20 protein-coding genes and 1 other RNA gene are annotated in these 24,361 nt (G+C 67.3%); 16 read left to right on the forward strand and 5 right to left on the reverse strand.

The window, feature by feature from the left end:
• Positions 1-3 precede the first annotated feature (3 nt).
• Both BM154_RS21665 and BM154_RS21670 read left to right on the forward strand, forming a co-directional pair.
• Complete coding sequence (locus BM154_RS21665; RefSeq protein ID WP_074889383.1) at positions 4-1,383, forward strand: sodium:solute symporter family protein; 1,380 nt, start codon at positions 4-6, stop codon at positions 1,381-1,383.
• Positions 1,384-1,442: 59 nt separating this feature from the next.
• The gene (locus BM154_RS21670) at positions 1,443-3,044 is read left to right on the forward strand and encodes a 5-guanidino-2-oxopentanoate decarboxylase (RefSeq protein WP_074889386.1); all 1,602 of its coding nucleotides are present in this window, start codon (positions 1,443-1,445) and stop codon (positions 3,042-3,044) included.
• Between the two features lie 28 nt (positions 3,045-3,072).
• Here BM154_RS21670 and hrpB read toward each other — a convergent pair whose 3' ends face one another.
• On the reverse strand, positions 3,073-5,607 hold the full coding sequence (gene hrpB / locus BM154_RS21675; protein WP_074889387.1) for an ATP-dependent helicase HrpB: 2,535 nt from the start codon (positions 5,605-5,607) through the stop codon (positions 3,073-3,075).
• 151 nt (positions 5,608-5,758) lie between these two features.
• Between hrpB and BM154_RS21680 the strand changes: the two genes are divergently transcribed.
• From BM154_RS21680 to ssrA, 4 genes are all read left to right on the forward strand, one after another.
• A complete protein-coding gene (locus BM154_RS21680; protein WP_074889389.1) occupies positions 5,759-6,178 on the forward strand; it encodes a polyribonucleotide nucleotidyltransferase in 420 nt (139 codons plus the stop codon).
• A gap of 61 nt (positions 6,179-6,239) precedes the next feature.
• A complete protein-coding gene (locus tag BM154_RS21685; protein WP_074889391.1) occupies positions 6,240-7,124 on the forward strand; it encodes a cation diffusion facilitator family transporter in 885 nt (294 codons plus the stop codon).
• 154 nt (positions 7,125-7,278) lie between these two features.
• On the forward strand, positions 7,279-7,554 hold the full coding sequence (locus BM154_RS21690) for a hypothetical protein (protein WP_074889393.1): 276 nt from the start codon (positions 7,279-7,281) through the stop codon (positions 7,552-7,554).
• Positions 7,555-7,659: 105 nt separating this feature from the next.
• Positions 7,660-8,051, forward strand: a transfer-messenger RNA (tmRNA) gene (gene ssrA / locus BM154_RS21695).
• A 252-nt stretch (positions 8,052-8,303) separates the two neighbouring features.
• Here the strand turns inward: ssrA and BM154_RS21700 are convergent.
• Positions 8,304-9,362 (reverse strand): acyltransferase family protein, encoded by a 1,059-nt coding sequence (locus tag BM154_RS21700; RefSeq protein WP_074889394.1) that lies wholly within the window; start codon positions 9,360-9,362, stop codon positions 8,304-8,306.
• Between the two features lie 525 nt (positions 9,363-9,887).
• On the opposite strand from BM154_RS21700, the gene BM154_RS21705 reads away from it, so the two are divergent.
• The 4 genes from BM154_RS21705 to BM154_RS21720 are packed head-to-tail and all read left to right on the forward strand — an operon-like array spanning position 9,888 to position 14,573.
• The gene (locus BM154_RS21705) at positions 9,888-11,429 is read left to right on the forward strand and encodes an ABC transporter substrate-binding protein (protein WP_074889396.1); all 1,542 of its coding nucleotides are present in this window, start codon (positions 9,888-9,890) and stop codon (positions 11,427-11,429) included.
• A complete protein-coding gene (locus BM154_RS21710; RefSeq protein WP_074889398.1) occupies positions 11,426-12,361 on the forward strand; it encodes an ABC transporter permease in 936 nt (311 codons plus the stop codon). Before BM154_RS21705 ends, BM154_RS21710 begins: the two co-directional genes overlap by 4 nt.
• Complete coding sequence (locus BM154_RS21715) at positions 12,358-13,179, forward strand: ABC transporter permease (protein WP_074889401.1); 822 nt, start codon at positions 12,358-12,360, stop codon at positions 13,177-13,179. Before BM154_RS21710 ends, BM154_RS21715 begins: the two co-directional genes overlap by 4 nt.
• Positions 13,176-14,573 carry an ABC transporter ATP-binding protein gene (locus tag BM154_RS21720; RefSeq protein WP_074889404.1) on the forward strand — a complete coding sequence of 466 codons (1,398 nt, stop codon included), beginning with the start codon at positions 13,176-13,178 and terminating at the stop codon, positions 14,571-14,573. Before BM154_RS21715 ends, BM154_RS21720 begins: the two co-directional genes overlap by 4 nt.
• 24 nt (positions 14,574-14,597) lie before the next feature.
• Here the strand turns inward: BM154_RS21720 and BM154_RS21725 are convergent, their stop codons facing one another.
• Entirely contained in the window at positions 14,598-15,308 is a 711-nt protein-coding gene (locus BM154_RS21725; RefSeq protein WP_074889407.1) for a tRNA (adenine(22)-N(1))-methyltransferase, read from the reverse strand.
• Between the two features lie 110 nt (positions 15,309-15,418).
• Positions 15,419-15,958 carry an SDR family NAD(P)-dependent oxidoreductase gene (locus BM154_RS21730; RefSeq protein WP_083414629.1) on the reverse strand — a complete coding sequence of 180 codons (540 nt, stop codon included), beginning with the start codon at positions 15,956-15,958 and terminating at the stop codon, positions 15,419-15,421.
• Positions 15,959-16,154: 196 nt separating this feature from the next.
• Here BM154_RS21730 and BM154_RS21735 point away from each other — a divergent pair, with 196 nt between their 5' ends.
• Positions 16,155-16,829, forward strand: a complete 675-nt coding sequence (locus BM154_RS21735; RefSeq protein WP_074889411.1) for a response regulator — start codon at positions 16,155-16,157, stop codon at positions 16,827-16,829.
• Positions 16,826-18,166 (forward strand): sensor histidine kinase, encoded by a 1,341-nt coding sequence (locus BM154_RS21740; protein WP_074889413.1) that lies wholly within the window; start codon positions 16,826-16,828, stop codon positions 18,164-18,166. The genes BM154_RS21735 and BM154_RS21740 overlap by 4 nt, the downstream gene beginning before the upstream one ends.
• Before the next feature lie 13 nt (positions 18,167-18,179).
• Here the strand turns inward: BM154_RS21740 and BM154_RS21745 are convergent, their stop codons facing one another.
• A complete protein-coding gene (locus BM154_RS21745) occupies positions 18,180-19,361 on the reverse strand; it encodes an MFS transporter (RefSeq protein WP_074889418.1) in 1,182 nt (393 codons plus the stop codon).
• 262 nt (positions 19,362-19,623) lie between these two features.
• On the opposite strand from BM154_RS21745, the gene BM154_RS21750 reads away from it, so the two are divergent.
• From BM154_RS21750 to BM154_RS21765, 4 genes are read left to right on the forward strand one after another with little or no spacing between them, the layout of a single operon-like run.
• Positions 19,624-20,628, forward strand: a complete 1,005-nt coding sequence (locus BM154_RS21750) for a helix-turn-helix domain-containing protein (protein ID WP_074889421.1) — start codon at positions 19,624-19,626, stop codon at positions 20,626-20,628.
• A 59-nt stretch (positions 20,629-20,687) separates the two neighbouring features.
• A complete protein-coding gene (locus BM154_RS21755; RefSeq protein ID WP_083414630.1) occupies positions 20,688-21,617 on the forward strand; it encodes a SphA family protein in 930 nt (309 codons plus the stop codon).
• 10 nt (positions 21,618-21,627) lie between these two features.
• Complete coding sequence (locus BM154_RS21760; protein WP_074889424.1) at positions 21,628-22,839, forward strand: MFS transporter; 1,212 nt, start codon at positions 21,628-21,630, stop codon at positions 22,837-22,839.
• A 57-nt stretch (positions 22,840-22,896) separates the two neighbouring features.
• The gene (locus BM154_RS21765; protein WP_074889427.1) at positions 22,897-24,336 is read left to right on the forward strand and encodes an amidase; all 1,440 of its coding nucleotides are present in this window, start codon (positions 22,897-22,899) and stop codon (positions 24,334-24,336) included.
• Positions 24,337-24,361: the final 25 nt, after the last annotated feature.

Here is a 24,361-nt window from a genome sequence, read left to right on the forward strand (position 1 = left end):
GACATGATCCTGGATATATCCGTAGTGCTGATTTACGCCGCCGGCATGCTGCTGCTCGGCTGGTACGGCATGCGCCGCGCGCGCAGCCAGGAAGATTACCTGGTGGCCGGCCGCAACCTCGGCCCGGCCTTCTACATGGGCACCATGGCCGCTACCGTGCTTGGCGGCGCCGCCACCGTCGGCACAGTGCGCCTGGGCTACGTGCACGGCATTTCCGGGTTGTGGCTGTGCGCCGCCCTGGGTGCCGGCATCATCGTGCTCAACCTGTTCCTGGCCAAGCCGCTGCTCAAGCTGCGCATCTTCACCGTCACCCAGATCCTCGAGCGGCGCTACACCCCGGCGGCGCGCCAGGCCAGCGCGGTGGTGATGTTCGCCTATGCGCTGATGATCGCCGTAGTGTCCGTGCTAGCCAGCGGCACCGTGCTGCAGGTGCTCTTCGACCTGCCCTTCTGGGCCGCCATCCTGCTGGCCGGCGGCGTAGTGGTGGTGTATTCGAGCATCGGCGGCATGTGGTCGCTGACCCTGACGGACATCGTGCAGTTCGCCATCAAGACGGTCGGCCTGATGTTCGTGCTGCTGCCCATCTGCCTGTACCGCGTCGGCGGCTGGGACGCCCTGGTGGCCAAGTTGCCGGACACCGCCTTCAGCCTGACCACCATCGGCTACGACACCATCATCACCTACTTCCTGATCTACTTCTTCGGCATCCTCATCGGCCAGGACATCTGGCAGCGCGTGTTCACCGCCCGCAGCGAGCGCGTGGCCCGGGTGGCCGGCAGCCTGGCCGGGGTGTATTGCGTAATCTACGGGTTGGTCGGCGCACTGATCGGCATGTGCGCCAAGGTGCTGCTGCCTGACCTGGCCAATGCCAACAACGCCTTCGCCTCGATCGTGCAGAGCGCCCTGCCCGATGGCATTCGCGGCCTGGTGATCGCCGCCGCCCTGGCCGCGATGATGTCCACCGCCAGCGCCGGCTTGCTTGCCGCCTCCACCACGGTAACCGAAGACCTGCTGCCCAAGCTGCGCGGCGGTCGCCCATCCAGCCTGGGCACGGCGCGGCTGTTCACCCTGCTCACCGGCCTGCTGGTGCTGGCCATCTCCCTGGTGGTCAGTGACGTGATCGGCGCCCTGACCCTGGCCTACAACCTGCTGGTGGGCGGCATCCTGATCCCCATCCTGGGCGCCATCTACTGGAAACGCGCCACCACCAGCGGCGCCATCGCCAGCATGGCCCTGGGCTGCGCCACAGCCCTGGCGTTCATGCTCAAGGATGGCCTGGAAGCCAATACGCCAATCTATTACAGCCTGGCGGTCGGCCTGCTGGCCTTCGTTATCGGCAGCCTGCTGACCCGCCCCCAGGCGCGTGCCGCCAGCCTCGCCTGAGCCCTCACCGGTGCCGGCGCTGCGGCCGGCACCTTCAGACCCATCACCTGGGAGCCAGCATGACCACCTGCGGTGAATTTCTCGTCAAGCAACTGCACGCCTGGGGCGTCGACACCGTGTTCGGCATTCCCGGCGTGCACACCATCGAGCTGTACCGCGGCCTGCCGGGTAGCGGCATCTGCCATGTCACCCCGCGCCACGAGCAGGGCGCCGGCTTCATGGCCGACGGCTATGCACGGGTGAGCGGCAAGCCCGGCGTGTGCTTCATCATCACCGGGCCGGGGATGACCAACATCGCCACCGCCATGGGCCAGGCCTATGCCGACTCGATCCCGATGCTGGTGATCTCCAGCGTCAACGAGCGCGCGCGCCTGGGCCGCGGTAACGGTTACCTGCACGAGTTGCCGGACCAGCGCGCCCTGGTGGCCGGAGTCGCTGCCTTCAGCCATACGCTGATGAGCGTCGACGAATTGCCCGAGGTGCTGGCCCGCGCCTTCGCGGTATTCGATGGGCAGCGGCCACGACCGGTGCACATCGAGCTGCCGCTGGACGTGATCACCGCGGCAGCCGACCACCTGAGCGTGCAACCCCGGCTGGTCGCCCCGCGCCCTGCCCCACAGGCCGCCTTGATCCAGCAGGCGGTGCAGCGCCTGCGCAAGGCCCAGCGCCCACTGTTGCTGATCGGTGGCGGCTGCGTCGCCCAGCCCGAGGCAGTGCGCCGCCTGGCCGAGACGCTGGATGCGCCGACCGCGCTGACCATCAACGCCAAGGGTCTGTTGCCGGCAGCGCATCCGCTGCTGATTGGCAGTAACCAGTCGCTGCCGCCGGTACGCAGATTGGCGCTGGACGCCGACCTGGTACTGGCCATCGGCACCGAGCTGGGCGAGACCGATTACGACGTGGTATTCGACGGCAACTTCCGCCTCGGCGGCGAGTTGATCCGCATCGATATCGACGCCGCGCAGCTGCAGCGCAATCACCAGCCGGTATTGGCCATTCAAGGCGACGCCGGCCTGGCCATCGAGGCGCTGCTGGAGCAACTGCCGCAACGCATCTGCGCGGGGCGGAGCCGTGGCGCCGAGCGGGTCAGCGGGGTTCGCAGGCAACTGGTCGAAGAGTTCAGTGGCTGGGCCCACTATCGCCGGCTGTTCGACTGCATCCTCGAGGCGCTGCCCGAGGCGCGCTTCGTCGGCGACTCGACGCAGACCGTATACAGCGGCAACCACCTGGTCGAGCTGGACGGCCCGCGGCGTTGGTTCAATGCCTCCACCGGCTACGGCACTTTGGGCTATGGCCTGCCGGCGGCGATTGGCGCCCGGCTGGCCGAACCGACGCGACCGGTGATCAGCCTGATGGGCGACGGCGGCATCCAGTTCACCCTGCCGGAACTGGCCAGCGCCGTGGAAGCACGGGTCGGCATCATCGTGCTGCTGTGGAACAACCAGGGCTACGGCGAGATCAAGCGCTACATGCAGCGCCGCGACATCACCCCGCTGGGCGTGGACATCTACACGCCGGATTTCCTGACCATCGCCCGCGGCTTCGGCTGCCTGGCCGAACGCGCCCGCGACCACGGGCACCTGCAAAGCCTGCTGCGCGAGGCGCCGAGCGACCGACCGCTGCTGATCGAGTTGGCCGAAGCACCACCTTTCGCCCCCTGATAGCGCGGCAGCGCCCCGGCGCGGGCCACTACTTGCGCGGTTTCGCCCGCGCCGTGGGCTCGGCGATCAGCGGGTCGTCGGGCCAGTAGTGTTTCGGGTAACGGCCCTTAAGATCCTTCTTCACCTCGGCGTAGGTGGTGCGCCAGAAGTTGGCCAGATCCTGGGTCACCTGCACCGGCCGCCGCGCCGGGGACAGCAAATGCAGCAGCACCTGTTGCCGGCCATTGGCGATGCGCGGTGTTTCGGCCAGGCCGAACAGCTCCTGCAGGCGCACCGCCAATACCGGCGGATGCTCGCTGTAATCCAGGCCGATGCGCGAGCCGGATGGCACCGCGATGCTGCGCGGCGCCCATTCGTCCAGGCGCTGGGGCAGCGGCCAGGGCAACAGGGTTTGCAGCATGGCGTGCAGGTCGAGGTTGGCGAAGTGGCTCAGCCGGGTGACCTTGCTCAGGTAAGGCGCCAGCCAGGTTTCCAGGCTGGCCAGCAACGCGGCATCGGATACATCGGGCCAATCGCTGGCTGCCCCGCTTTGCAGATCGAGCCCACGCAGCAACATTACTCGCGCCTGCCACTGGCGCAGCTCCGGCGTCCATGGCAGCAGCGCCAGCCCTTTGCGCCGCACCAGGCCGAGCAGCGCGGTGGTGCGCGCCTCGGCATCCAGCCCCGGCAGTGCCTCGCTGCTCAGTACCAGATCACCGACCTTGCGTTGCCGCTCGGCACGCAGCACGCCTTCGCGTTCGTCCCACTCGAGCAGATCCTGGCTGCTGACCTGCTCGGTCAGCACCGAGTCGAACAACGCCGGCTCCAGTTCGGCGGCGAGGTAGATGCGCTCCTCACGCTGGCCCTGACGGCTGCCCAGGTCGGCGACCACCAGCCAGCTGTGCTTCATCAGCGCATCAGCCTCGGCGAACTGCGCGGCGCGGCCATTGGCCAGGCGGTATTCGGCGCCACCTTCGCGGCGCTGACGGGCGATGCGATCCGGGTAGGCGAAGGCCAGCAGTGCGCCCAGCCAGCGGCTGTGCTCGGGATCATTCACCGGCTCGCTGACCGGCACCCGGCGCAAGTACCCCTGGAACTGCCTGGCCAGCTGCCGGGCGCGCTGTACGCCGCCATTGGCGCCGCGCGCCGCCCGACTCTGACCCGACAGCAGCGCCAGGCGGCTGTGCAGATCGGCGCCGCCGCCACGCTGGATGTCGCGCTCGCCCAGCAGGGCCGCCAGGTCACAGGCCAGCTCACCGAGGCCCAGGGCCTGCCCGCGCAACAGCAGGTGGGCGATACGCGGATGGGCCGGCAGCTCGGCCATGGCCTGGCCGTGGGAGGTCAGCACGCCGCGCTCGTCGAGCGCGCCAAGGCGTTGCAGCAGGTCGCGTGCCTGGGCATAGGCCGCGGCAGGCGGCGGGTCGAGCCAGACCAGCTCGTCCACCTCGACGCCCCAGCGCGCCAATTGCAGTGCCAGGCCCGCCAGGTCGACCTGGAGAATCTCCGCCGCGGAATAGGCAGGCAACTGTTCGTGCTGCGCCTGGGACCATAGCCGGTAGCACGCACCCGGCTGCAGGCGTCCGGCCCGGCCGGCGCGCTGGATGGCTGAGGCGCGGGAAACACGCGCGGTATCCAGGCGCGTCATGCCGCTGCCCGGGTCGAAACGCGGCACGCGCGCCAGGCCGGCGTCGACCACTACGCGCACGCCATCGATGGTCAGGCTGGTCTCGGCGATGTTGGTGGCCAGCACCACCTTGCGCAGCCCGGCCGGCGCCGGCTCGATGGCCGCGCGCTGGGCCGACAGTTCCAGCTCGCCATGCAGCGGGCAGACGCGCACGTCGTCGCGCCCGGCCAGCGCTTCGTCCAGTTGCTCGGCCACCCGGCGAATCTCCGCCTGGCCGGGCAAAAACACCAGCAGGCTGCCCGGCTCGTCGTCCAGTGCCTGCAGTACCGTCTGCAGCACCCGCGGCTCCAACCACTCGCCGGCCTGCCACGGCGCGCCCCAGCGAATATCCACCGGGAACATGCGTCCTTCGCTGCGCAGCACCGGCGCGTCATCGAGCAGCCCGGCCAGGCGCTCGCCTTCCAGCGTGGCGGACATCAACAGCACCTTGAGCGGCGCCTCGCCACTGTCGGCGCCGCGAAACATCGCCCGACCGTTGAGGGTCAGCGCCAGGGCCAGGTCGGCATCCAGGCTGCGTTCGTGGAATTCGTCGAAGATCACCAACCCCACACCGTCCAGCGCCGGGTCGTCCTGCAGGCGCCGGGCGAGGATGCCCTCGGTGACCACCTCTATGCGTGTGTTCGGCCCCACCTTGCTGTCCAGGCGAATGCGATAGCCCACCGTCTCGCCGACCTTTTCACCCAGCTCGCTGGCCAGCCACTCGGCGGCGGCGCGGGCGGCCAGGCGCCGCGGCTCGAGCATGATGATGCGCTGCCCGGCCAGCCACGGCTGGTCGAGCACGGCCAACGGTACGCGGGTGGTCTTGCCGGCCCCGGGTGGCGCTTCGAGCACCACTTCATCGCGGGCAGCGAGGGCGCGGCAGAGGTCGGGCAGCAGGGAATCGATCGGCAGGGTATTCATCGAAGCTCCATCATCGGCCGGCGATTATACGGCGAACCGCCTCTGCGCTTCGCCGGTCAGATGGCATCGAACGCTGCGTATTCGCAGCGCCACAGCAGCTTTGCAATCAACGCCTTGCTATAGTGGCGTCCACTTTTTCTGGAGGTGCTCGATGCGCACGAAATCCCGCGTTATCGGCGGCGTTCTCGCCGTTACATTGGTCACTCAACTCACTGCCTGCGGCACCATTTTCTACCCTGATCGCCGCGGTCAGATCGAAGGCCGCGTCGACCCCGTCATCGTCGGCCTCAACGCCATCGGCATCCTGTTCTACGTGATCCCCGGTCTGATCGCCTTTGGTGTCGACTTCGCTACCGGCGCCATCTACCTGCCCGGCGGCCTCAACGCCCAGGTCGACCCGCAGTCGCTGAAGAACGTGGTGGACGCGGACGGCAAGGTCGACACCGCCAAGCTCAAGGCACTGATCGAAACCCAGACTGGCCATAACCTGCCGCTCGACGACCCGCGCCTGATCCAGCACAGCGGCAGCACCGAGCAACTGGCAGCCTATGGCCTGCGTCCTGCGGCCTGATTGACCCGCGCAGCCCGTCAGCGATGATGGGCTCACCCCTGCCGCACGCCATGGATCGCCCATGACCCTCGACCGCCAGCACGCCCGCCTGATGCGCCAGGCCACCGCCGCCGCACTCTGCGTGGCGCTGACCCTGGTGCTGTGCAAGGCCGTTGCCTGGTGGGCCAGCGGCTCGGTCAGCCTGCTGGCCGGCCTGACCGATTCACTTCTCGACAGCGCCGCCTCGCTGCTCAACCTGATCGCCGTGAACATCGCCCTGCGCCCCGCCGATGACGATCACCGTTACGGCCATGGCAAGGCCGAGGCACTCGCAGGCCTGGGCCAGGCGCTGTTCATCGCTGCCAGCGCCATCCTGGTCGCCGTGCAGGGTTTCGAGCGCCTGCGCCAGCCGGAACCGCTGACCGCCCAGGCCCTGGGTATCGCGGTGATGCTGCTGTCCATGGCGCTGACCGTCGCCCTGCTGCTGTTCCAGCACCACGTGGTGCGCAAGACCGGCTCCACGGCGATCCATGCCGACTCCCTGCACTACCGCTCCGACCTGCTGCTCAACGGCGGCATCCTTCTCGCCCTGCTGCTCGCCTACCTGGGCTGGCAACAGGGCGATGCGCTATTCGCCATCGGCATCGCCGCCTACATCCTGTGGAGCGCCCTGAGCATCGCCCGCCAGTCGACCAGTGTGCTGATGGATCAGGAACTGGCGCCCGATGTCAGCACCCGCATGAGCGAGCTGGCCCGTGCGGTGCCCGGGGCGATCGGTATCCATGACCTGCGCACGCGCCTGTCGGGCACCCGCTGGTTCGTGCAATTGCACGTCGACCTGCCGGGCAGCCTCAGCCTCAACGAGGCCCACGCCCTGTGCGAGCAGGTGGAAGACGCCATCCGCAGCGAATTCGCCCAGGCCGAAGTGCTGGTGCATGCCGACCCGGTCGACGCCGCACCGTTTTGAGGCAGGCGATACGCCACCAGAAAAACACTGAACCGTCATTGCGAAAGGCCAGTCAGCTTCACTAAGCCCAAATGATTTGGGTGGGTCACTCCCGGCTCCCTCACCCTCGACCAGGGCGGCACCGGGACCCTATTCGTGATGAGAGGATTACCACATGAAGCGCGTATCCATGTTCGTCATTGCCGCCGTTCTGGCTGCTCCAGCCTTCGCAGCCGATGACCTGTGCACCGTCAACCTGCAGAAACTCGACAACGCCGTGGCCACCAAGGCCACCCTGCCGGAGCCGCTCAAGCAGCAGGTCACCGAAGCCAAGAAGAAAGCCACCGACGCCAAGGCGGCCGGCGACCTGGAAGCCTGCGGCACCTACGCCCAAGAAGCCCTGCAGTTGCTGGACGCCCCGGGTGATGACGGCAGCGGCGCTACCCGCTGATACCCTGTCGGGCCGGCCTTGATGCCGGCCTGATTGCAGCGTGCAGCGTACGTTCGGGTCGACGCCACGAACCCTTTTGACGTACACTGCACGTCTTGCAGTTTCGGGGCCGATTAGGATTCGACGCCGGTAGCGAAGCTCGAGGTGCATGCCGACTTGGTAACAGAAGTCGTAAATCCACTGTTGCAACTTTCTATAGTTGCCAATGACGAAAACTACGAGGGCTACGCTCTCGCTGCGTAAGCGGCGCGACTAGTCCTTCTGGTAGCTTCGGCTCCAGCGATCACTAGAGGATGCCTGTAAACTCGAAGTGATTGTCATGCAGAACAGGATCGCCGCGTAGTACGTTGTGGACGAAGTGGCTAAAACTTACACAACTCGCCCAAAGCACCCTGCCCGTCGGGCGGCTGAGGGTTAACTCAATAGACACGGCTAAGCATGTAGTACCGACAGTGGAGAACTGGCGGACGGGGGTTCAAATCCCCCCGGCTCCACCAAATAAACCCCTGATTTTCCTAGCGAAAGTCAGGGGTTTTTCTTTGGGTATCGCAAAGACGCCAGACTGAACATCAGCTGCCCATCTGGTAGCTTGCAAACCGCCCGCAAGGCTGCCGATGGTCTTGCCCCCTTGGCGGTTTTATCAACTGGGCGAGTCGACGGTCAGATCTGCCAATCCGGTACTCGGACAGGCAAGTAACCCCGTAGCGAGCATCCTTACCGATGGCCGTTAACCCTTGTAGCCGGTTGCATCAGGCGGTGGCTTTCTTCTGTCGCGGCGGCACGCGATTGACTCGCGTCTTGGCGCCGAAGAAAGCCACGCTGAGAAAGCGCAGCGGGCCGATCCGTTCCAACACCACCTTGAACGCCACCGGCAGGAGCAGCCCCAGCATCATGCTTACGGTGAAGACCACCCAGGCGTCATGCACCTGCAGCTTGTTCAGCCCGATGCGCGCACCCGCGGTGCCGAAGACATGGAACAGGTAGATCTCGAAGGAGAAGTACCCCAGCCAGGCCAGCGGTTTGAAATAGAAGCGGCGAGCGATCAATAAGCTGATGGCGGCCAGGCCCAGGGCGGTGCCGACCAGCGCCACATCAGGCTCGTCGAGATCGATCAGCGCGAACAGATAGGCTTGGTCGATGCCTACCAGGATCGCCAGAACCACGGCCATGGTCATGACATTGCGGCGGGTGATGAGTTGCTCGCCGAAGCGGTGGAGCCCCAGGCCCAGCAGGAAGAAGGGGAACAGCTGCATCGCCCTGTCGAGGCTGAACAGGTCCGGGAAGCTTTCCCAGGCGAAGGGTGCCGCCAGGGCCATAGTGAATATCAGGCCGTAACTGCGCAGGGTCAGCAGCAGCCCCGCCTTCTCCAGCAGGGCGATCACCACGAAGATGCAGAAGATCGACTGCAGGAACCAGAAGTGCGCGTAGCTGAAGAAGTAGATGCTGAAGATGTCGGTCAGCTGCGGCTTGTCGTTGGTGTTGGGTACCACCATCTGCAAGACGAAGAACAGCGTCGAGACCACCAGCAACGGTATGCCGATGCGTTTGAATTTGCCTAGGTAGAAGCGCGGCAGGTCGCTGCCGGAATTCACCGGGCGCATTGCATAGACGTAGCCGGAGATGGCGGTGAACAGTGGCATGCGGATGTAGACGAGGGAATCGTAGAGGTAGCGCAGCACGGAGTCGTCGGGCACCTTCATGCCCAGGTCGGACGAACTGCCGATGACATGGCCCGCGACCATCAGAAACAGCGCCAGTCCGCGCATGGTCTCTATTCGCAGATCCTTTTCAGGCGTGATCTTGGTCATGCTGAGTCCTCTGTACTAGCTAAGCGAGACAGCGTTTCCACAGAGATGGGAACGGATGCTGGCGGATCAGACCATCTGAGCCCGGTGAGCTTCGACAGTTCATCAGCCGCCTTGCGGTCGCGCCGCTAGAGAGGACTGATTTTTCAATAATCCAAGCGAGAGCTTCTGACCCACGTGGCGATGAGGCAAAGTGATGGCAAATACCCTAGTGCCATCACCATCCTCCGACATGCTGATGGCTCGCAGGGTATTGCGGCCGATCCGCCCGGCACGTTTCACCTACCAGGCGACCTGCCACTGCACCACCCGCCAGGGCAGTGCACGCAGCGCATCCATGGACATATCCATTACCGTGCTGCTAGCCGCAGCAGCTCTCACCTCCCGGCCTAGACACGTTCAACACGCCGCGTTGAAACTAATCACCACTAGACGATACAACATAACATTACTATATTGTCCGGCCTTTTTTGCCACGGGCAGCGCGCCAGCGCCTGCCTGCCGATCAGACTCGCCAAGGACCTGCCCATGCCTTTCAGGAACCGCCCTCGCCTCTCACTGCTCGCCGGCGCCTTCGCCACCTGGCTGACCCTGACCGCGGGACACGTCGCCGCCGAAGACCGTGTGTTCGATGTGGTCGCGCCATTCGAGATCGGTGGGCTGGATCCGACGATTTCCGGGTTTATCTTTCAGCGCATGCAGATCACCGAAACCCTGCTCGAGGCCGACGCCAAGGGCCAGCCGCTGCCAGCGCTGGCCGAGCGCTGGAGCGTGGCGGATGACGGCAAGCAGTGGACGCTGGCGATCCGCCAGGGCGTGAAGTTCCACGATGGCAGCGACCTCACCGCCGCCGTCGCCGCCCATGCCCTGGAGGCGGCGCGCAAGAAGCCTGGCATGCTGCGCGACGCGCCGATCACCGCGATCAGCGCCAACGGCAACGACGTAGTGATCGCCCTGAGCAAGCCTTTCAAGCCGCTGGCGGCGTTGCTGGCCCACTCCTCGGCCAACATCCTGGCCAGCGCGGCCTATGATGCCGAGGGCAACGTCAAGCAGATCATCGCCACCGGCCCCTACCGGCTGACCCTGCTGGAGCCGCCGCAGCGCCTCGCCGCCGAGCGCTTCGAGGGCTACTGGGGAACAAAACCGAGTATCGAGAAGGCCACCTACCTGGGCGCCGGGCGCGGCGAAACCCGCTCGCTGATGGCCGAGAGCGGCGGTGCCGAACTGGTGTTCCAGCTCGACCCGCCGAGCATCGCCCGTTTGCAGCGCAGCCCCAATGTGCAGGTGCTGATGGGCCCTGTGCCGCGCGTGCTGGTGCTGGCGGCGAATGCCGGCAGCGGTGCCACCGCGCCGGTAGAGGTGCGCCAGGCGCTGAGCCTGGCGATCAACCGTGAGGGCATCACTGCGGCCGTGCTGCGCGCCCCGGGCACCGGCGCGACGCAGATGTTCGCCGACAGCGTGCCGGCCTGGCACGACGCCAGCCTGCCGCCGCTGAAGTACGACCCGCAGGCGGCCCGCGAGCTGCTCAAGGCCCAGGGCTGGACGCCGGGCGCCGACGGCATTCTGGAAAAGGACGGCCAGCGCCTGCAGCTCAAACTGCTCACCTACTCCGACCGCCCGGAACTGCCGCTGATCGCCACCGCTCTGCAGGCGCAACTGCGCGAAGTCGGCGTGGACGTGGAGGTCGCGGTGACCAACGCCAGCGCAATCCCTGCGGCCCACAACGACGGCACCCTGCAACTGGCCCTGTACGGGCGCAACTACGCCCTGGTGCCCGACCCGCTGCTGACCCTGATGGCCGACTTCGGCAACGGCGGCGCCGAGTGGGGCCCGCTGGGCTGGAACAACCCGCAGTTCGAGCAGACCCTGAGCACACTGCTGGCCAGCGATGACCCGGCCGCGCAACAGCAACTGCGCAACAAGCTGATGGGGTTGGTGCAGCAAGACCTGCCGCTGATCCCGATCGCCTGGTACCGCCAGTCCATCGCCGTGTCCAAACAGATCGAAGGCGCGGCCATCGACCCATTCGAGCGCACCTTCGGCCTGAGCAACATGCGGTGGCGCCCATGATCCGGCTGCTGGGCTTTCGCCTGCTGCAGGCGGTGATGGTCGCCGTGCTGATCGGCGCGCTGACCTTTCTGCTGATGAGCCTGCTGCCCGGCGATGCGGCCTATCGCATTGCCGCCGGGCGCTACGGCTACGACATGGTCAACAGCGCCGCCGCCGAAGCGGTGCGTGCCGAGCTGGGTTTGGATCAGCCGGTGCTGTGGCGCTTCACGGCCTGGATTGGCGATCTGCTGAGCCTCGACCTAGGCAACTCGCTGGTTACCGGCCGGCCGGTGATGGACATGGTCGCCCACGAGCTGGGCAGCTCCGTACGTCTGGCCGTCGGTGCGGTGCTGTTGTCCTTTCTGATCGGCCCGCCGGTTGGGGTGATCGCCGGCCTGCGCCCGGGCGGCTGGCTGGATCGCGGCCTGCTGCTGCTCAGCACCGCGACCCGCGCCATTCCGCATTTCGTGCTCGGGGTGATTCTGGTGCTGATCTTCTCGGTCTGGTTGATGGTGCTGCCATCGGCCGGCCATGGCAGCTTCACCCATACCATCCTGCCGACCCTGACCCTGGCGCTGGGTCTGGCGGCGGTGTCCTCGCGGGTCGCGCGGGATGCCACCGTGGCGGTGGCGTCATCCCCCTACTTCGCCTTTGGCCGCCTCAAGGGGCTGAGTGGCACCCAGGTGTTCATGCGCCACGGCCTGCGCAATATCGGCGTACCGGTAGTGACCTATCTCGGCGTGCAGCTGGTGTACCTGATCGAAGGCGTGGTGGTAGTCGAGACCCTGTTCGCCTGGCCGGGCATCGGCCACGGCCTGGTGCACGCCATCGTCCAGCGCGACGTGCCCATGGTGCAGGGCACCGCATTGGCCATGGGACTGATGTTCGTGCTGCTGAACACCGTGGTGGACCTGCTCAACCACCTGATCGACCCACGCCGGAGAAGCGCATGAGTCTGGAAATTGCCATCGCCGAGGCGGCGCCCGCACCGCGCGCGCCCGTTCGTATCATCGGCCTCGTCCTGCTCGCGGCGCTGGTCGCCTTTGCCATCGGCGTACCGCTGTTCTGGGGCGTGGATATCGCCAAGCAGGACTACAGCGCGATTCTCGCCGGCGTGAGCAGCGCCCACCCGCTGGGCACCGATCATCTGGGGCGCGACATGCTCGCCCGCCTGGCCGCTGCGGTGCGCCTGTCCCTGGGCCTGGCCCTGGTCAGCGTGGCCACTGCCGCCATTCCCGGCGTGCTGCTGGGCATCCTGGCGGCCTGGAAAGGCGGCTGGGTCGACAAGGGGCTCGGGCTGCTGGCCGAGATGTTCCTGGCCCTGCCCGGCCTGCTGCTGGTGCTGCTGATCGTGGCCATCTACCCTGGCTCCTTTCTCGCCCTGTACGGCGCGGTGGCGCTGGTACTGTGGATCGAGTACTTCCGCATGACCCGCGCCCTGGCGCGCACCGTGCTGGCCTCGCCAGCGGTAGCGGCCTCGCAGCTGCTCGGCTTCGGCCCGACGTACATCATCCGCCGCCACCTGTGGCCGGAGCTGGCACCCACGCTGATGACCATCGCCGCCTTTGGCGCGGCCGCGGCGATCATGGCCATCGCAGCCCTGGGCTTCGTCAGCGTGGGGGTCAAGCCACCCACCGCCGAGCTGGGACTGATGATCACCGAGCTGCTGCCGTACTTCGCCGAAGCGCCCTCGGTGATCGCCCTGCCGATCACCGTGATCTTCCTGATCGTTCTGTCACTGCTGCTGATTGCCGGGGGGCGCAAGCCATGAAACCACTGCTGAGCACCCGCGCCCTGGAGATCCGCACCGCCACGGCGCAACTGGTCGAACCGCTGTCCATCGACCTGTGGCCAGGCCAGGTACTGACCATCATCGGCGAAACCGGCTCGGGCAAGAGCCTGTTCGCCCAGGGCATCGTCGGCAACCTGCCCCCGGGGCTCTCGGCCCATGGCGAAATAGAACTGGCTGGCGGCCTGCGCGAACAAGGCCAGGCCAGCGGTCGGCATGCCGCCTGGGGCCGCGAACTCGCCGTGCTGCCCCAGGAACCCTGGCTGAGCCTGGACCCGACCATGCGCGCCCTCGACCAGGTCAGCGAAACCTACCAGTACGTGGTTGGCAAAAGCGCTCAAGAATCTCGCCAGCAAAGCCGCCAGGATCTGACACAGCTGGGCATCGAGCAGGCCGAGGCGAAGTTTCCCTTCCAGCTCTCCGGCGGCATGGCCCAGCGCCTGGCCTTCGCCGCCACCCATGCCGGCGGCGCCAAGGTGATGATTGCCGACGAACCCACCAAGGGCCTCGACAGCGCGCGTATCGGCGAAGTGATCAGCCTCTTGCAGGCCGGCATCGCCGATGGCGGCGCGCTGCTGATCATCACTCACGACATCGAGGTGGCGCGCCGGCTCGGCGGCCAGGTGATGATCATGCTCAAGGGCAGGATCATCGAGAGCGGCAGCGCCGAGCAGGTGCTCGATGCCCCGAGCCACGACTACACCCGCCGTTTGCTCGATGCCGACCCAGCACGCTGGCCGCGCCAGGCACCCTCGGTACTGAGCGGCGAGCCGGTGGTGCAGGTGCGTGACCTGGCCGTGGAGCGTGGCGAACGGCTGCTGTTCGAGGGGTTGTCGTTCGACGCGCGCCCTGGCGAGGTGGTCGGCGTGACCGGCCCCTCGGGCTGCGGCAAGTCGACCCTGGGCGACGTCATCCTTGGTTTGATGCAGGCGCGCAGCGGCACGGTGAGCAAGCGCCGCGAGGCGCCACGGGTGGCTTTCCAGAAGCTCTACCAGGACCCGGTGGCGGCCTTTCCACCGACCATCACCCTGGGCCGCTGCCTGGCTGACTTGGTGCGCCTGCATCGCCTCGATGCCAGCCGTATCGACGGGCTGCTCGAGCGCCTGCGCCTGCAACCGAGCCTGCTCGAGCGCCTGCCTGGCAACGTCTCCGGTGGCGAGCTGCAACGCTTTTCGCTGCTGCGCGTGCTGCTGCTCGACCCGGTGTTCATCTTCGCCGACGAACCCAGCTCGCGCCTGGATCTGATCACCCAGCAGGAGATGATCGAACTGCTGGTGGAAACCGCCCGGGAACGGCGCACCGCGGTGCTGCTGGTCAGCCACGACGAAGCGCTGATCGAAGCGGTAGCCGATCAGCGCATTCGCCTGGGCCACTGAGCGGGGCGGTTGTGCACGGATGCTTCAGCGGCGTGCACAACTCTGCTCCGAGGCGAGCATCTCGCTGATCCAGCGCACCTGCTGCTCCAGTTGCCCATCCGCCACGGTCCGATGAGCGCGGGCCAGGCCCGCCAGGGTCTGTTGCTTGAGGCGCAGCAGGCGCTGCCACTTGGCGACAAATACCGGGCCGCGCGCCTGCAGCAGCAAAGGGCCGAAATACAGCTCTTGATCCGTGTAGCTTGTCGGCTCGCCGGGCTCGGCGACGATGATCTCGTAGAAGAAGCGGTTTTCCTGCAGCAGCTCCTCGTGACGGATGCGGTAGCCGTGGTCCATCAGCCACCTGCGCAGCGGCTGCTCGCCGCCGTTGGGTTGCAGGATCAATAGCTCGTTGCCGCCGAGCCGCGCCCTGTCCCGCGCAAGGATGTAGCGAATGGTCTCGCCGCCCATGCCGCAAAAGCTGATGGCGGAGATGCAGTCGGCGGGTTCGATGGCCGCCAAGCCATCGGCCAGGCGCACGGCGATAAGCTCGCCCAGGTCATTCTCGCGTACGCTGCGCTCGACCGCGCGCAACGGTGTGAGCGCTACTTCGCCGGCCACCGCGGCGCTGATCAGGCCGCGATTCATCAGGGCGACGAGCAGGTAGCCATGGTCGGTACCGATATCGGCAAGCCGCGCGCCTGCCGGCACCTGGGCGGCGACGCGCTCCAGGCGTGCGGACAATTTTCGTGGGTTCAACGGCGGCCTCGTGATAGCTCGCGCGCCAGGGCTTGGCAGCGCGGCGAGCGATTCTGTCGGGCAATGGCTGGCGAAGCAACCGCAGAGGCTGCCCTGCAGCGAGGCGCGGCTCAGCTGGCGCGCCGGCCGCCGATCAGCGCGCTCACACTGAGGGTGTCCACCTGCACGCCCTCGCAGGCCCGCGCTTCCTGCAGGCATTGCAGGCACAGCTGGGCATTGGCGCTGTGCGAGCACGACAGGTCTGCGGCGCCCTGGTCAAGAAAGATGGCGCCCGTCTTGCGCGAACGCATCTCGGGCAGCACTTCGCTGACCACCGCGGCCAGGCTCAGGCAGCCCAGGTCGGCGGCCTGGGCCGCGAGTGCAGCGGCCTCGGGCATGTTGCTGGAGTCCAGGCCGTAGTACATGGCATCGATCGGCCCGACGCTGCTGCGGATCGAGCGGATCATCGCCCTGGCCTGCTCGGGCCGGGACAGGTCGCCGGTGAAGGTGCGGGTGGCGATGCCTTCGCTCTCCAGCACGCTGGTCAGTGCCTGCACAGCCTGCGCGTGGTCGGCCACCAGCACCACGTCATAGCCCTGGTTGCCGTAATGCCGTGCGGCCAACGCACCCGCGCTGTTCTGCGCGCCAAAGACCAAGAAAGTTCGATTCATGCCTCAACCCGCCCCGAAGTTGCGTGCACAGGCGCGGCGCTCCGACATCGCCTGGTGGGCGGCGGGCGCCTTGCCTCAGCGGCCCGGTCGGCCGTTGCAGATGATGGTCACCCGGCAACATTGCCTGAACATTGCGCCGTGGTTTTCGCGCCTCCGCTACTATGTGAGGCTCCGATAAACCCCGTGGTAAGCCCCCTTGCGAATCCTCCTCGTCGAAGATGACCTGCCCATGGCCCAGGCCCTGCAAGAGGCGCTGGGCCGGCATGGCTTGCTGGTCGATTGCGTGCACTCGCTGGCCGCGGCGGGGGCGACGCTGCGCCTGAACGTGCACGATCTGTTGATCCTCGACCGCGGCCTGCCCGATGGCGATGGCGTGGGCTTCATCGCCACCGCCCGGCGGCTGTGCCCGGCGCTGCCCATCGTGCTGCTTACCGCCCGTGGCGAGATCGCCGAGCGAGTCGATGGCCTCGATGGCGGTGCCGACGACTACTTGGTCAAGCCGGTGGCCGTCGACGAACTGCTGGCACGGGTGCGGGCGATTGCCCGGCGCCCGGCCACGCTGGTGCTGCCTACCGCCACCCTTGGCGCCCTGTCGTTCGACTTCAGCGCCCGCGAGGCCGTGGTCGACGGCCAGGCGCTGCATTTGCCGCGACGCCAGTTGCTGATCCTGGAGGCACTGATCTACCGCCAGGGGCGCACCGTGCTGCGCGAGAATCTGCACGAGGCGGTGTATGGCCTGGCCGACGAGATCCAGTCCAACGCCCTGGACGCCCACGTGTCGCGGCTGCGCCGGGCGCTCAAGGATGCCGAGGCCGGCGTGGAGATCGCGGTGATCCGCGGGGTTGGCTACCTGCTCAAGGAAAGTCGATGACCAGCGCCCACAACCCTTCGCTGATCGGCCGCCTGCTGTGGTCGCTGTGCATCATGCAGGTGGTGGTATTGGTGACCGCGATCGCCGGCACCCTGTATCACATCATCGACGACCAGTTCACCTTCATGGACGACGAGGTGATCGAAGCCCTGGAGGAGTCCATTGCCGTGCAACCCCAGGGGCTGGCCTTCACGTCCAGCGAGCCGTTGCGCCAGCTGCAGGCGGCCAACCCCGGCCTCTGGGTGGTGATCGCCGACGGCAACGGGCGCCGTAATGAACTCGGCCGCGTGCCGGGCGAATACCGCGAGCTGGCCAACTACCTGCCGGCGCTCGGCATCTCGCAGATACGCACGCTGCCGGAACACCGCCAGCTGACCATGCGCATCGAGGTCAAGGAAATCCAGGGCCAACGCGTGCATATCATGGTCGGCGGCGTGGCGGACCTGAGCTTCAACAGCCTGATCGTCCAGGCCACCGGACTGCTCAGCCCCTACTTCCTGACGCCCTTGCTGCTGTTCACCCTGCTGGCCACGCCCATAGTGGTGCTGCGCGCCATGCGCGGGGTGCGCAAGCTAGCCAGCCGCGCCGCGGCACTGGATATCTCGCAGCCCGATGCGCACCTGCCGGAAGACTCGGTGCCGCGGGAAATTCGCCCGCTGGTCAGCGCCTTCAACGCCGCCATGGAGCGCTCCAGCAAGGCCTACCATGCCCGCGACCGCTTCCTGCGTGACGCCGCCCACGAGCTGCGCATGCCGATCGCCGTACTCATGGCGCGCCTCGACGGCATGCCGGCGCACCCACTAAAACCCATGTTGCAGATCGACCTGGCGCGCCTGGCCACCGTAGCCGAGCAGTTGCTCGACCTGCAGCGGCTGCAGGCGCCCAAGGTGGAGTTCCAGCCCGTGGATCTGGTCGCGCTGAGCCGCGAGGTGGTCTCCGATATCGCGCCCATGGCCCTGGCTCGCTGCGATGACTTGGTGCTCGAAGCCCCCGAGCAACCGGTGTGGATCATCGGCCAGGCCAGCGCCCTGAGCCGGGTGCTCACCAACCTGCTGCAGAATGCGCTGGTGCATGGCGCGGGTGCCGGCACCATCAGCCTGCAGGTGGCTGCCGACGGCAGCGTGGCGGTAGCCGACCAGGGTCCCGGGGTGGCACCGGAAGACCGCGAGCAGATCTTCCAACCCTTCTACCGTGGCAAGACCGAGCAACCCGGGCATGGTCTCGGCCTGCACCTGGTGCAGGAAATCGTGCGTGCCCACAACGGCCGCATCTCGGTCGAGGATGCCGCAGGCGGCGGCGCCCTGTTCAGGGTGCAGCTGCCCCTGGTGCGCGCCTAGGCGCAGGTGCTGATCAGGCGCACTGGCTGGCAGCCGCGCGGCGCGTGGCCAGCGGCGGCAGCACGCTGAGCAGGCCCAGCAGGGCGATGCCGGCGCCGACCCACAGTGGCGCACGCAGCCCGTAACCGGCTTCGATGGCCGCACCGCCGGCCCAGCTGCCGAAGGCCAAGCCGGCGGTGATCACCGAGGTGTGCAGGGTGTTGACCAGGGCGCCGGGCTCGGCGGCCTTCATCACCCGTGCGACCATCGCCGGGTTGAGCGCCACGCCGGTCAGGCCGATGGCGATGAAGCAGCTCAGGTTGAGCCACAGTTGATCGCCGGCCAGGGCGAAAACACTCATCACCAGCACCATCATGGCCAGCCCGAGGCCCACCGCGCCGAGTGTGTGGCTGTCGGCGAAACGCCCGACCAGCATGTTGCCGATCAGGTTGGCCACGCCATAGAGGGCCAGCATCGGTGCCACCTGGCCAGGCGCCAGGCCGACTTCCTCGATGAGGATCGGCGTGCAGTAGCTGAAAGCGGCAAAGGTGGCGCCGATGATCAGCCCGCTGGTCAGGTAGGCGCCCCACAGGCGGCGGGTGCGCAGGGTTCTGATCTGCTCGGCGAGCCGGGTTTGGCCGCCGGCCTCGCCCTTTGGCAGGCGCATGGCGGCCAGCAGGGTGCACACCAGGGCCAGACAGACCACCGCCCAGGAACTGGCGCGCCAGCCGTGGTGATGTTCGATCCAGGCGGTCATCGGCACGCCGGCCACGGGCGAGAGCATCAGCCCGGCAAGCACCACCGACACCGCACGGCCGCGCTCCTGGCTGGGCACCATCGCCGCGCAGAGGGTCATGCACAGGCCGATGCAGGCCGCACTGGAAACGCCCATGATGATCCGCGCTAGCGCCAGCACCGGGTAGCTGGTGGCCGCTGCGGCCAGCGCACCGGCCAGCACGTACACCGCCAGCAAGCCGACCAGCGCCGGCTTGCTGCCGATACCGCGCGACAGCAGGAGCACGGTCACGGGCGGGCCACCCAGGGCCATGCCCAGGGCGTAGAAGGCGATCAGGTTGCCGACCTCACCCAGGCTCACCGAGAACGCCTCGGCCAGGGCCGGCATCATGCCGGCGACCATGAATTCGGCAGTGACCAGCGAGAAGATCGTCGCACCCAGCAGGTAGATGGTGAACGGCAGTTTGGGACGAGCGGACATGGGCGACCTTGAATCTGCAAAAACGGGTCGCCACCCTAGGCACTCAGGCCCGTGGGGTCAAATGGTCGTGGTTCATAACGCTCATGCATGGCGGCAATGTGCAGGCTAGAGGCCTGGCTACGCTTCGCTCAGCCATCGGCGCACCCTGAGCGGCTATCCCATTTCGGCACAAGTTAACTTTATTAATCATTAAACGGATTTACGGAACGGAAATTGCCTTATCGTGGGGACACCGCATCGAACCGCAGTAGAGGTTTCGAAAATGCACAGTCCTGTCGTTACCGCGCCCAATTTGCTCCCATCCGCCCTGCCCTCGGCGATCAGCTACCGGCGTTCCCACGATGTCGAGGAGCATGCCCACCTGTCCGGCTGGCAGCTGCGTTACGACCAGCTCAGCGCCGGGCGCTTCAGCGGGGAAATACTCGAGTTGCAGCTCGACGGCATGCAGCTGATTCGTGACCGCGCCAACCAGGCAATGCTCAAGCAGGCGGCCACCTGGCCTGGCGCCATCGCCTTCGCCATGCCGTTGCGCTGCCTGGATCCGCACCTGCACTGTGGCGGCCACTCGATTCACGCGCCGAGCCTGCTGGTCGGCCGCGGCGATCAATTGCCGGAGCTGCGGGTGAACGGCGAGCTGGACGCGGTGTGCATCGCCATCGACGAACAGTCGCTGCAGCGCACCCTTCACGCGCAGCAGCGCGAGCTCGACCTGACGCGCCTGTCCAAGTGCTACCGGCTGCTCGGCAAGGCCGACCAGCAGCAGTTGATCAACCTGTTCGGCAGCGTGCTCGACCGGCAGGCCCCCGGCGCCACACTGCTCGATCACGGTACGGTTCGGGGCGCCATCCGCGATGCCATCGTCATGCACCTGCTGGAGCTGATCGATACCGAGGGCGACCACTCGCTGCCGCCCAGCGCCCGCCGACGCATGGTCGACCGCGCGCGGGACTACGCCCTGGCCCACCCGGAGCGGCCCGTCAACATTCTCGAGCTGTGCAACCAGATCGGCGCCAGCCGCCGCAAGCTGCAGTACTGCTTTCAGGAGGCGCTGGGCATCAACCCGCTGGCCTACCTGCGCACCATTCGCCTGAACGCGGTACACCGCCAGCTGCGCCACGCCACAGACGGCGACTCGGTACAGAGCATTGCCGCCAACTGGGGTTTCTGGCACCTGAGCCGTTTCGCCAGCGACTACCGCCGGCTGTTTGGCTGCAAGCCGTCGGACACTTTGCGTCAGGCTCGCCAACACTGTGCCGAAAACGGATAACGGCAAACCCTGAAGCGCCCCTAGGCTGACCTCCCACACAATAATAAAAGGGGTCATCCATGCCAGTCAGCCGTGCGTCATTCCCTCCTCTGTCAGCCCTGTTCGGCGTCGCCCTGCTCCTGGGTGGCCAGGCCCAGGCCACGGAAAACGGGGCGCCCACCACGCCGGCCGGGGTCTACGACTTCGGCGCCGGCATGTCGCCGCCGCCCACGCCGTTCGGCACCCTGGGCCTGCGCACCGCTTACTACTCCACCAACGTGCAGAAGGACCGTGATGGCGACAAGGTAGCCAACGCCTTCTCGCTGGACGTGCTGTCGATTGGCGTGGCCTATATCCGCATGACCGAGCAGCAGCTGTTCGGCGCCCGCTACGGCTTCGCCATCGCCCAGCCGTTCTTCCAGATGGACGCGCGCCTCAAGGTGGATACGCCATTCGGACCGCTGCGCCTGGAAAAGAGAGTGTTTCGCCAGGCCGACACGCAGATCACCCCGCTGATCCTGCAGTGGGACATTTCCCGCAACCTGTTCATCAACACGCGCCTGCAGATCCAGGCGCCGACCGGCGACTACGACAAGAGCCGGCTGATCTCCCCGGGTCTCAACCACTGGACCATCTCGCCTGCGCTCAACGCCACCTGGCTCAGCGACGACGGCTTCGAGGTATCGTCCAGCCAGCAGCTGGACTTCAACACCCGCAACCACGCCACCGACTACCGCAGCGGCACCGAGTACCGCCACGAGTTTTCCGTGGGCCAGCATGTCGGGCCCTGGACCCTGGGCCTGGGCGGCTACTACTACCAGCAGATCAGCGACGACGACGCACCCAACCTGGAGACCGGCAATCGCGTCCGGGTCATGGCCGTGGGCCCGGCGCTGAGCTTCTTCAAACCGGGCCTGCCGCCGGTGTGGCTGCACGCCTACAAGGAGTTCGGCGCCGAGAACCGCACCGAGGGTTACAACGTCGCCCTGCGCGTCGCATACAGTTTCTGAGGTGGCCGCCATGACGATCGAATCTACCGTTTCACGCCAGGCCATGACCCGTCGCGAGGGCCTGGTGCTGGTCCTCGGCAGCAGCCTGACCGTCATGGGCTCGGTGATGGTCGCGCCCATCCTGCCCAAGCTCGGCGCCGAGTTCGGCCCCTTCGAGCCGCGCGCCGACGTGCTGGTGCCCCTGGCGATCACCGGGCCGGCCCTGGCCATCGCCCTGTTCGCGCCACTGGCCGGCTGGCTCGCCGACCGCATCGGCCGCAAGGCGCTGCTGATCATCGCCACCCTGCTGTACGCCCTGCTCGGCGTGCTGCCGGCACTGCTCGATGACCTGCGCCACATCGTCGCCGCGCGACTGCTGTTCGGCTGCGCCGAAGCGGCGATCATGACCTGCTGCGCGGCGCTGATCGCCGACTACTGGCACGGCGAGGACCGCATGCGCCTGGTCAACCTGCAGGTGGTCGGCATCGGCCTGGTCGGCGCCCTGTGCTTCGTGGCCGGCGGTGCCCTGGGCGAGCAGTCCTGGCGGTTGCCGTTCTACCTGTACCTGCTGCCGTTGCTGCTGATCCCGGCCATGCTGCGCGTGCTCTGGGAGCCACCACAGCGCGTGGCGAGCAGTGTGCAGGCGGACGACGCCCCGGTATCCATCCCGCGGCTGGTCGTCGGTTACCTGCTGATTCTTGGCGGCATGGTGCTCAGCCTGGTGGTGCCGGTGCAATCGCCGCTGCTGCTGGCCGGCACGGGCATCACCTCGAGCACACTGATCGGTGCCTGCGCCGGGCTGGGCCTGCTGGCCAGCCTTGGCGGTTCCCTGGCCTGGCCGCTGCTGCGCCGTGGCCTGGGCATCGCCGGCTGCAACGCGCTGCTGCTGGCCTTGATGGCCGCCGGCCTGTGGCTGCTGATCCGCGCGCAGAGCTACCCGGACATGCTGGTGGCGGTGGTCGTTCATGGCCTCGGTGTCGGCCTGCTGGTGCCCAATGCCATGGCGCCGGTGATGAACGCCCTGAGCGCCACCACCCGTGGCCGTGGCCTCGGCGTGTTCACCGCCTGCCTGTATATCGGCCAGTTCGCCAGCCCGCTGGCGGTCGCCACCCTGATGGCGCTCGGTTACGACCTGCGCGGCGCCATAGGCTGGCTGGCCACCTTCAGCCTCGCCTGCGCAACCATCTGGCTGGTCGCGGCGCTGATCCGCCCGCGCGGCAACGCCGTCGCCTCCCACCCCTGAATCCCGCTTACCCCGCTGGCTCGCCAGCGGGCGACATCCACGTACCGAGGCTTACCCATGCACGACATTCACACCCTCATGGATCAGCACGACGCCACCGGCCTGGCCGGCCTGGTGGAAAAAGGCGAGGTCAGCCCTGGCGAACTGCTCGAAGCCAGCATCGCCCGCCTGGAGCAGGTCGAGCCGCAACTCAACGCAGTGGCCGAGAAACTCTACGACAGCGCGCGCCAGGCGACACTCGGCAACGGGCCATTGCGCGGCGTACCGACGCTGATCAAGGACCTGTTCGCGCCACTTACCGGCGCCCGCATGAGCAATGGCTCACTGGCCCTCGGCGAAGCCCGCATGGAGCTCGACGACGCCGTGGTCAGCCGGCTGCGCGAGGCCGGCTGCCAGTTCATCGGCACCACCACCGCGCCGGAATTCGGCACCTCCTACACCACCGAGTCGACCCGTTTCGGCGCCACCCGCAACCCCTGGGACACCGAGCGCAGCGTGGGCGGCTCCAGCGGTGGCGCCGCGGCGCTGGTGGCGGCCCGTGTGGTGCCCTTCGCTCACGGCAATGACGGCGGCGGCTCGCTGCGGGTGCCGGCCTCCTGCTGCGGGGTGTTCGGCCTCAAGCCAAGCCGCGGGCGCATGCCCAGCGGGCCGCTGACCGGTGAAGGCTGGGCCGGTATGAGCACCGCCCACGCAATCACCGTATCGGTACGCGACAGCGCCGCGCTGCTCGACATCACCGCCGGCGCCGACCTCGGTGCCCCCTACGCCGCGCCCTGGCAGCACGAGCCCTTCGTCGACAGCCTGCGCCGCCCACCACGGCCGCTGCGCATCGCCCTGGTCGAACACCTGGCGCCCTGGTCCAGCGGCCCCGAGGCGCTGGCCGCGGTGCGCCACAGCGCCAGGCTGTGCGAATCCCTCGGCCACCGGGTCGAGCACGCCACCCTGCCGGTCGACGCCCTGGCCTTTCTCGACCAGGTGTTCGACATCATCGGCGCCAGCACCAGCAGCTACATCGGGCTGCTCGGCGAGATGCGCGGTGCAGCGGTAAGCCCCGAGGAGCTGGAGCCGCGCACGCGCATCATCCTGCGCGAGAAAGGCGGCACCAGCGGTGCCCGTTACGCCGACGCGGTGGCCAGCATCCATATGCTGGGCCGGCGCCTGGCCGCCTTCATGACCGACTACGACCTGATCCTAACGCCGACGCTGACCCGCGAACCGCCACCGATCGGCAGCCTCGACCCCTTCGACGACAGCCTCGACCTGGCCGCGATGATCGAGCGCTTCCACAGCTACTCCCCGTTCACCGCGCTATTCAATGCCAGCGGCCAGCCGGCCATGTCGGTACCGCTGTACTGGACTGCCGGCGGTTTACCACTGGGCTCGCACTTCGCTGCACGCTTCGGCGAAGAGGGCACCCTGCTCGCCCTCGCCGCCCAGTTGGAACAGGCCCAGCCCTGGGCCGCCAGGGTGCCGCCGGTAAGCGCCCAGCGGCGCTGAGCGCACGTTCGGGTAGCGGCGCCTG

This window comes from Phytopseudomonas argentinensis (genome assembly GCF_900113905.1).
Lineage (GTDB): Bacteria > Pseudomonadota > Gammaproteobacteria > Pseudomonadales > Pseudomonadaceae > Aquipseudomonas > Aquipseudomonas argentinensis.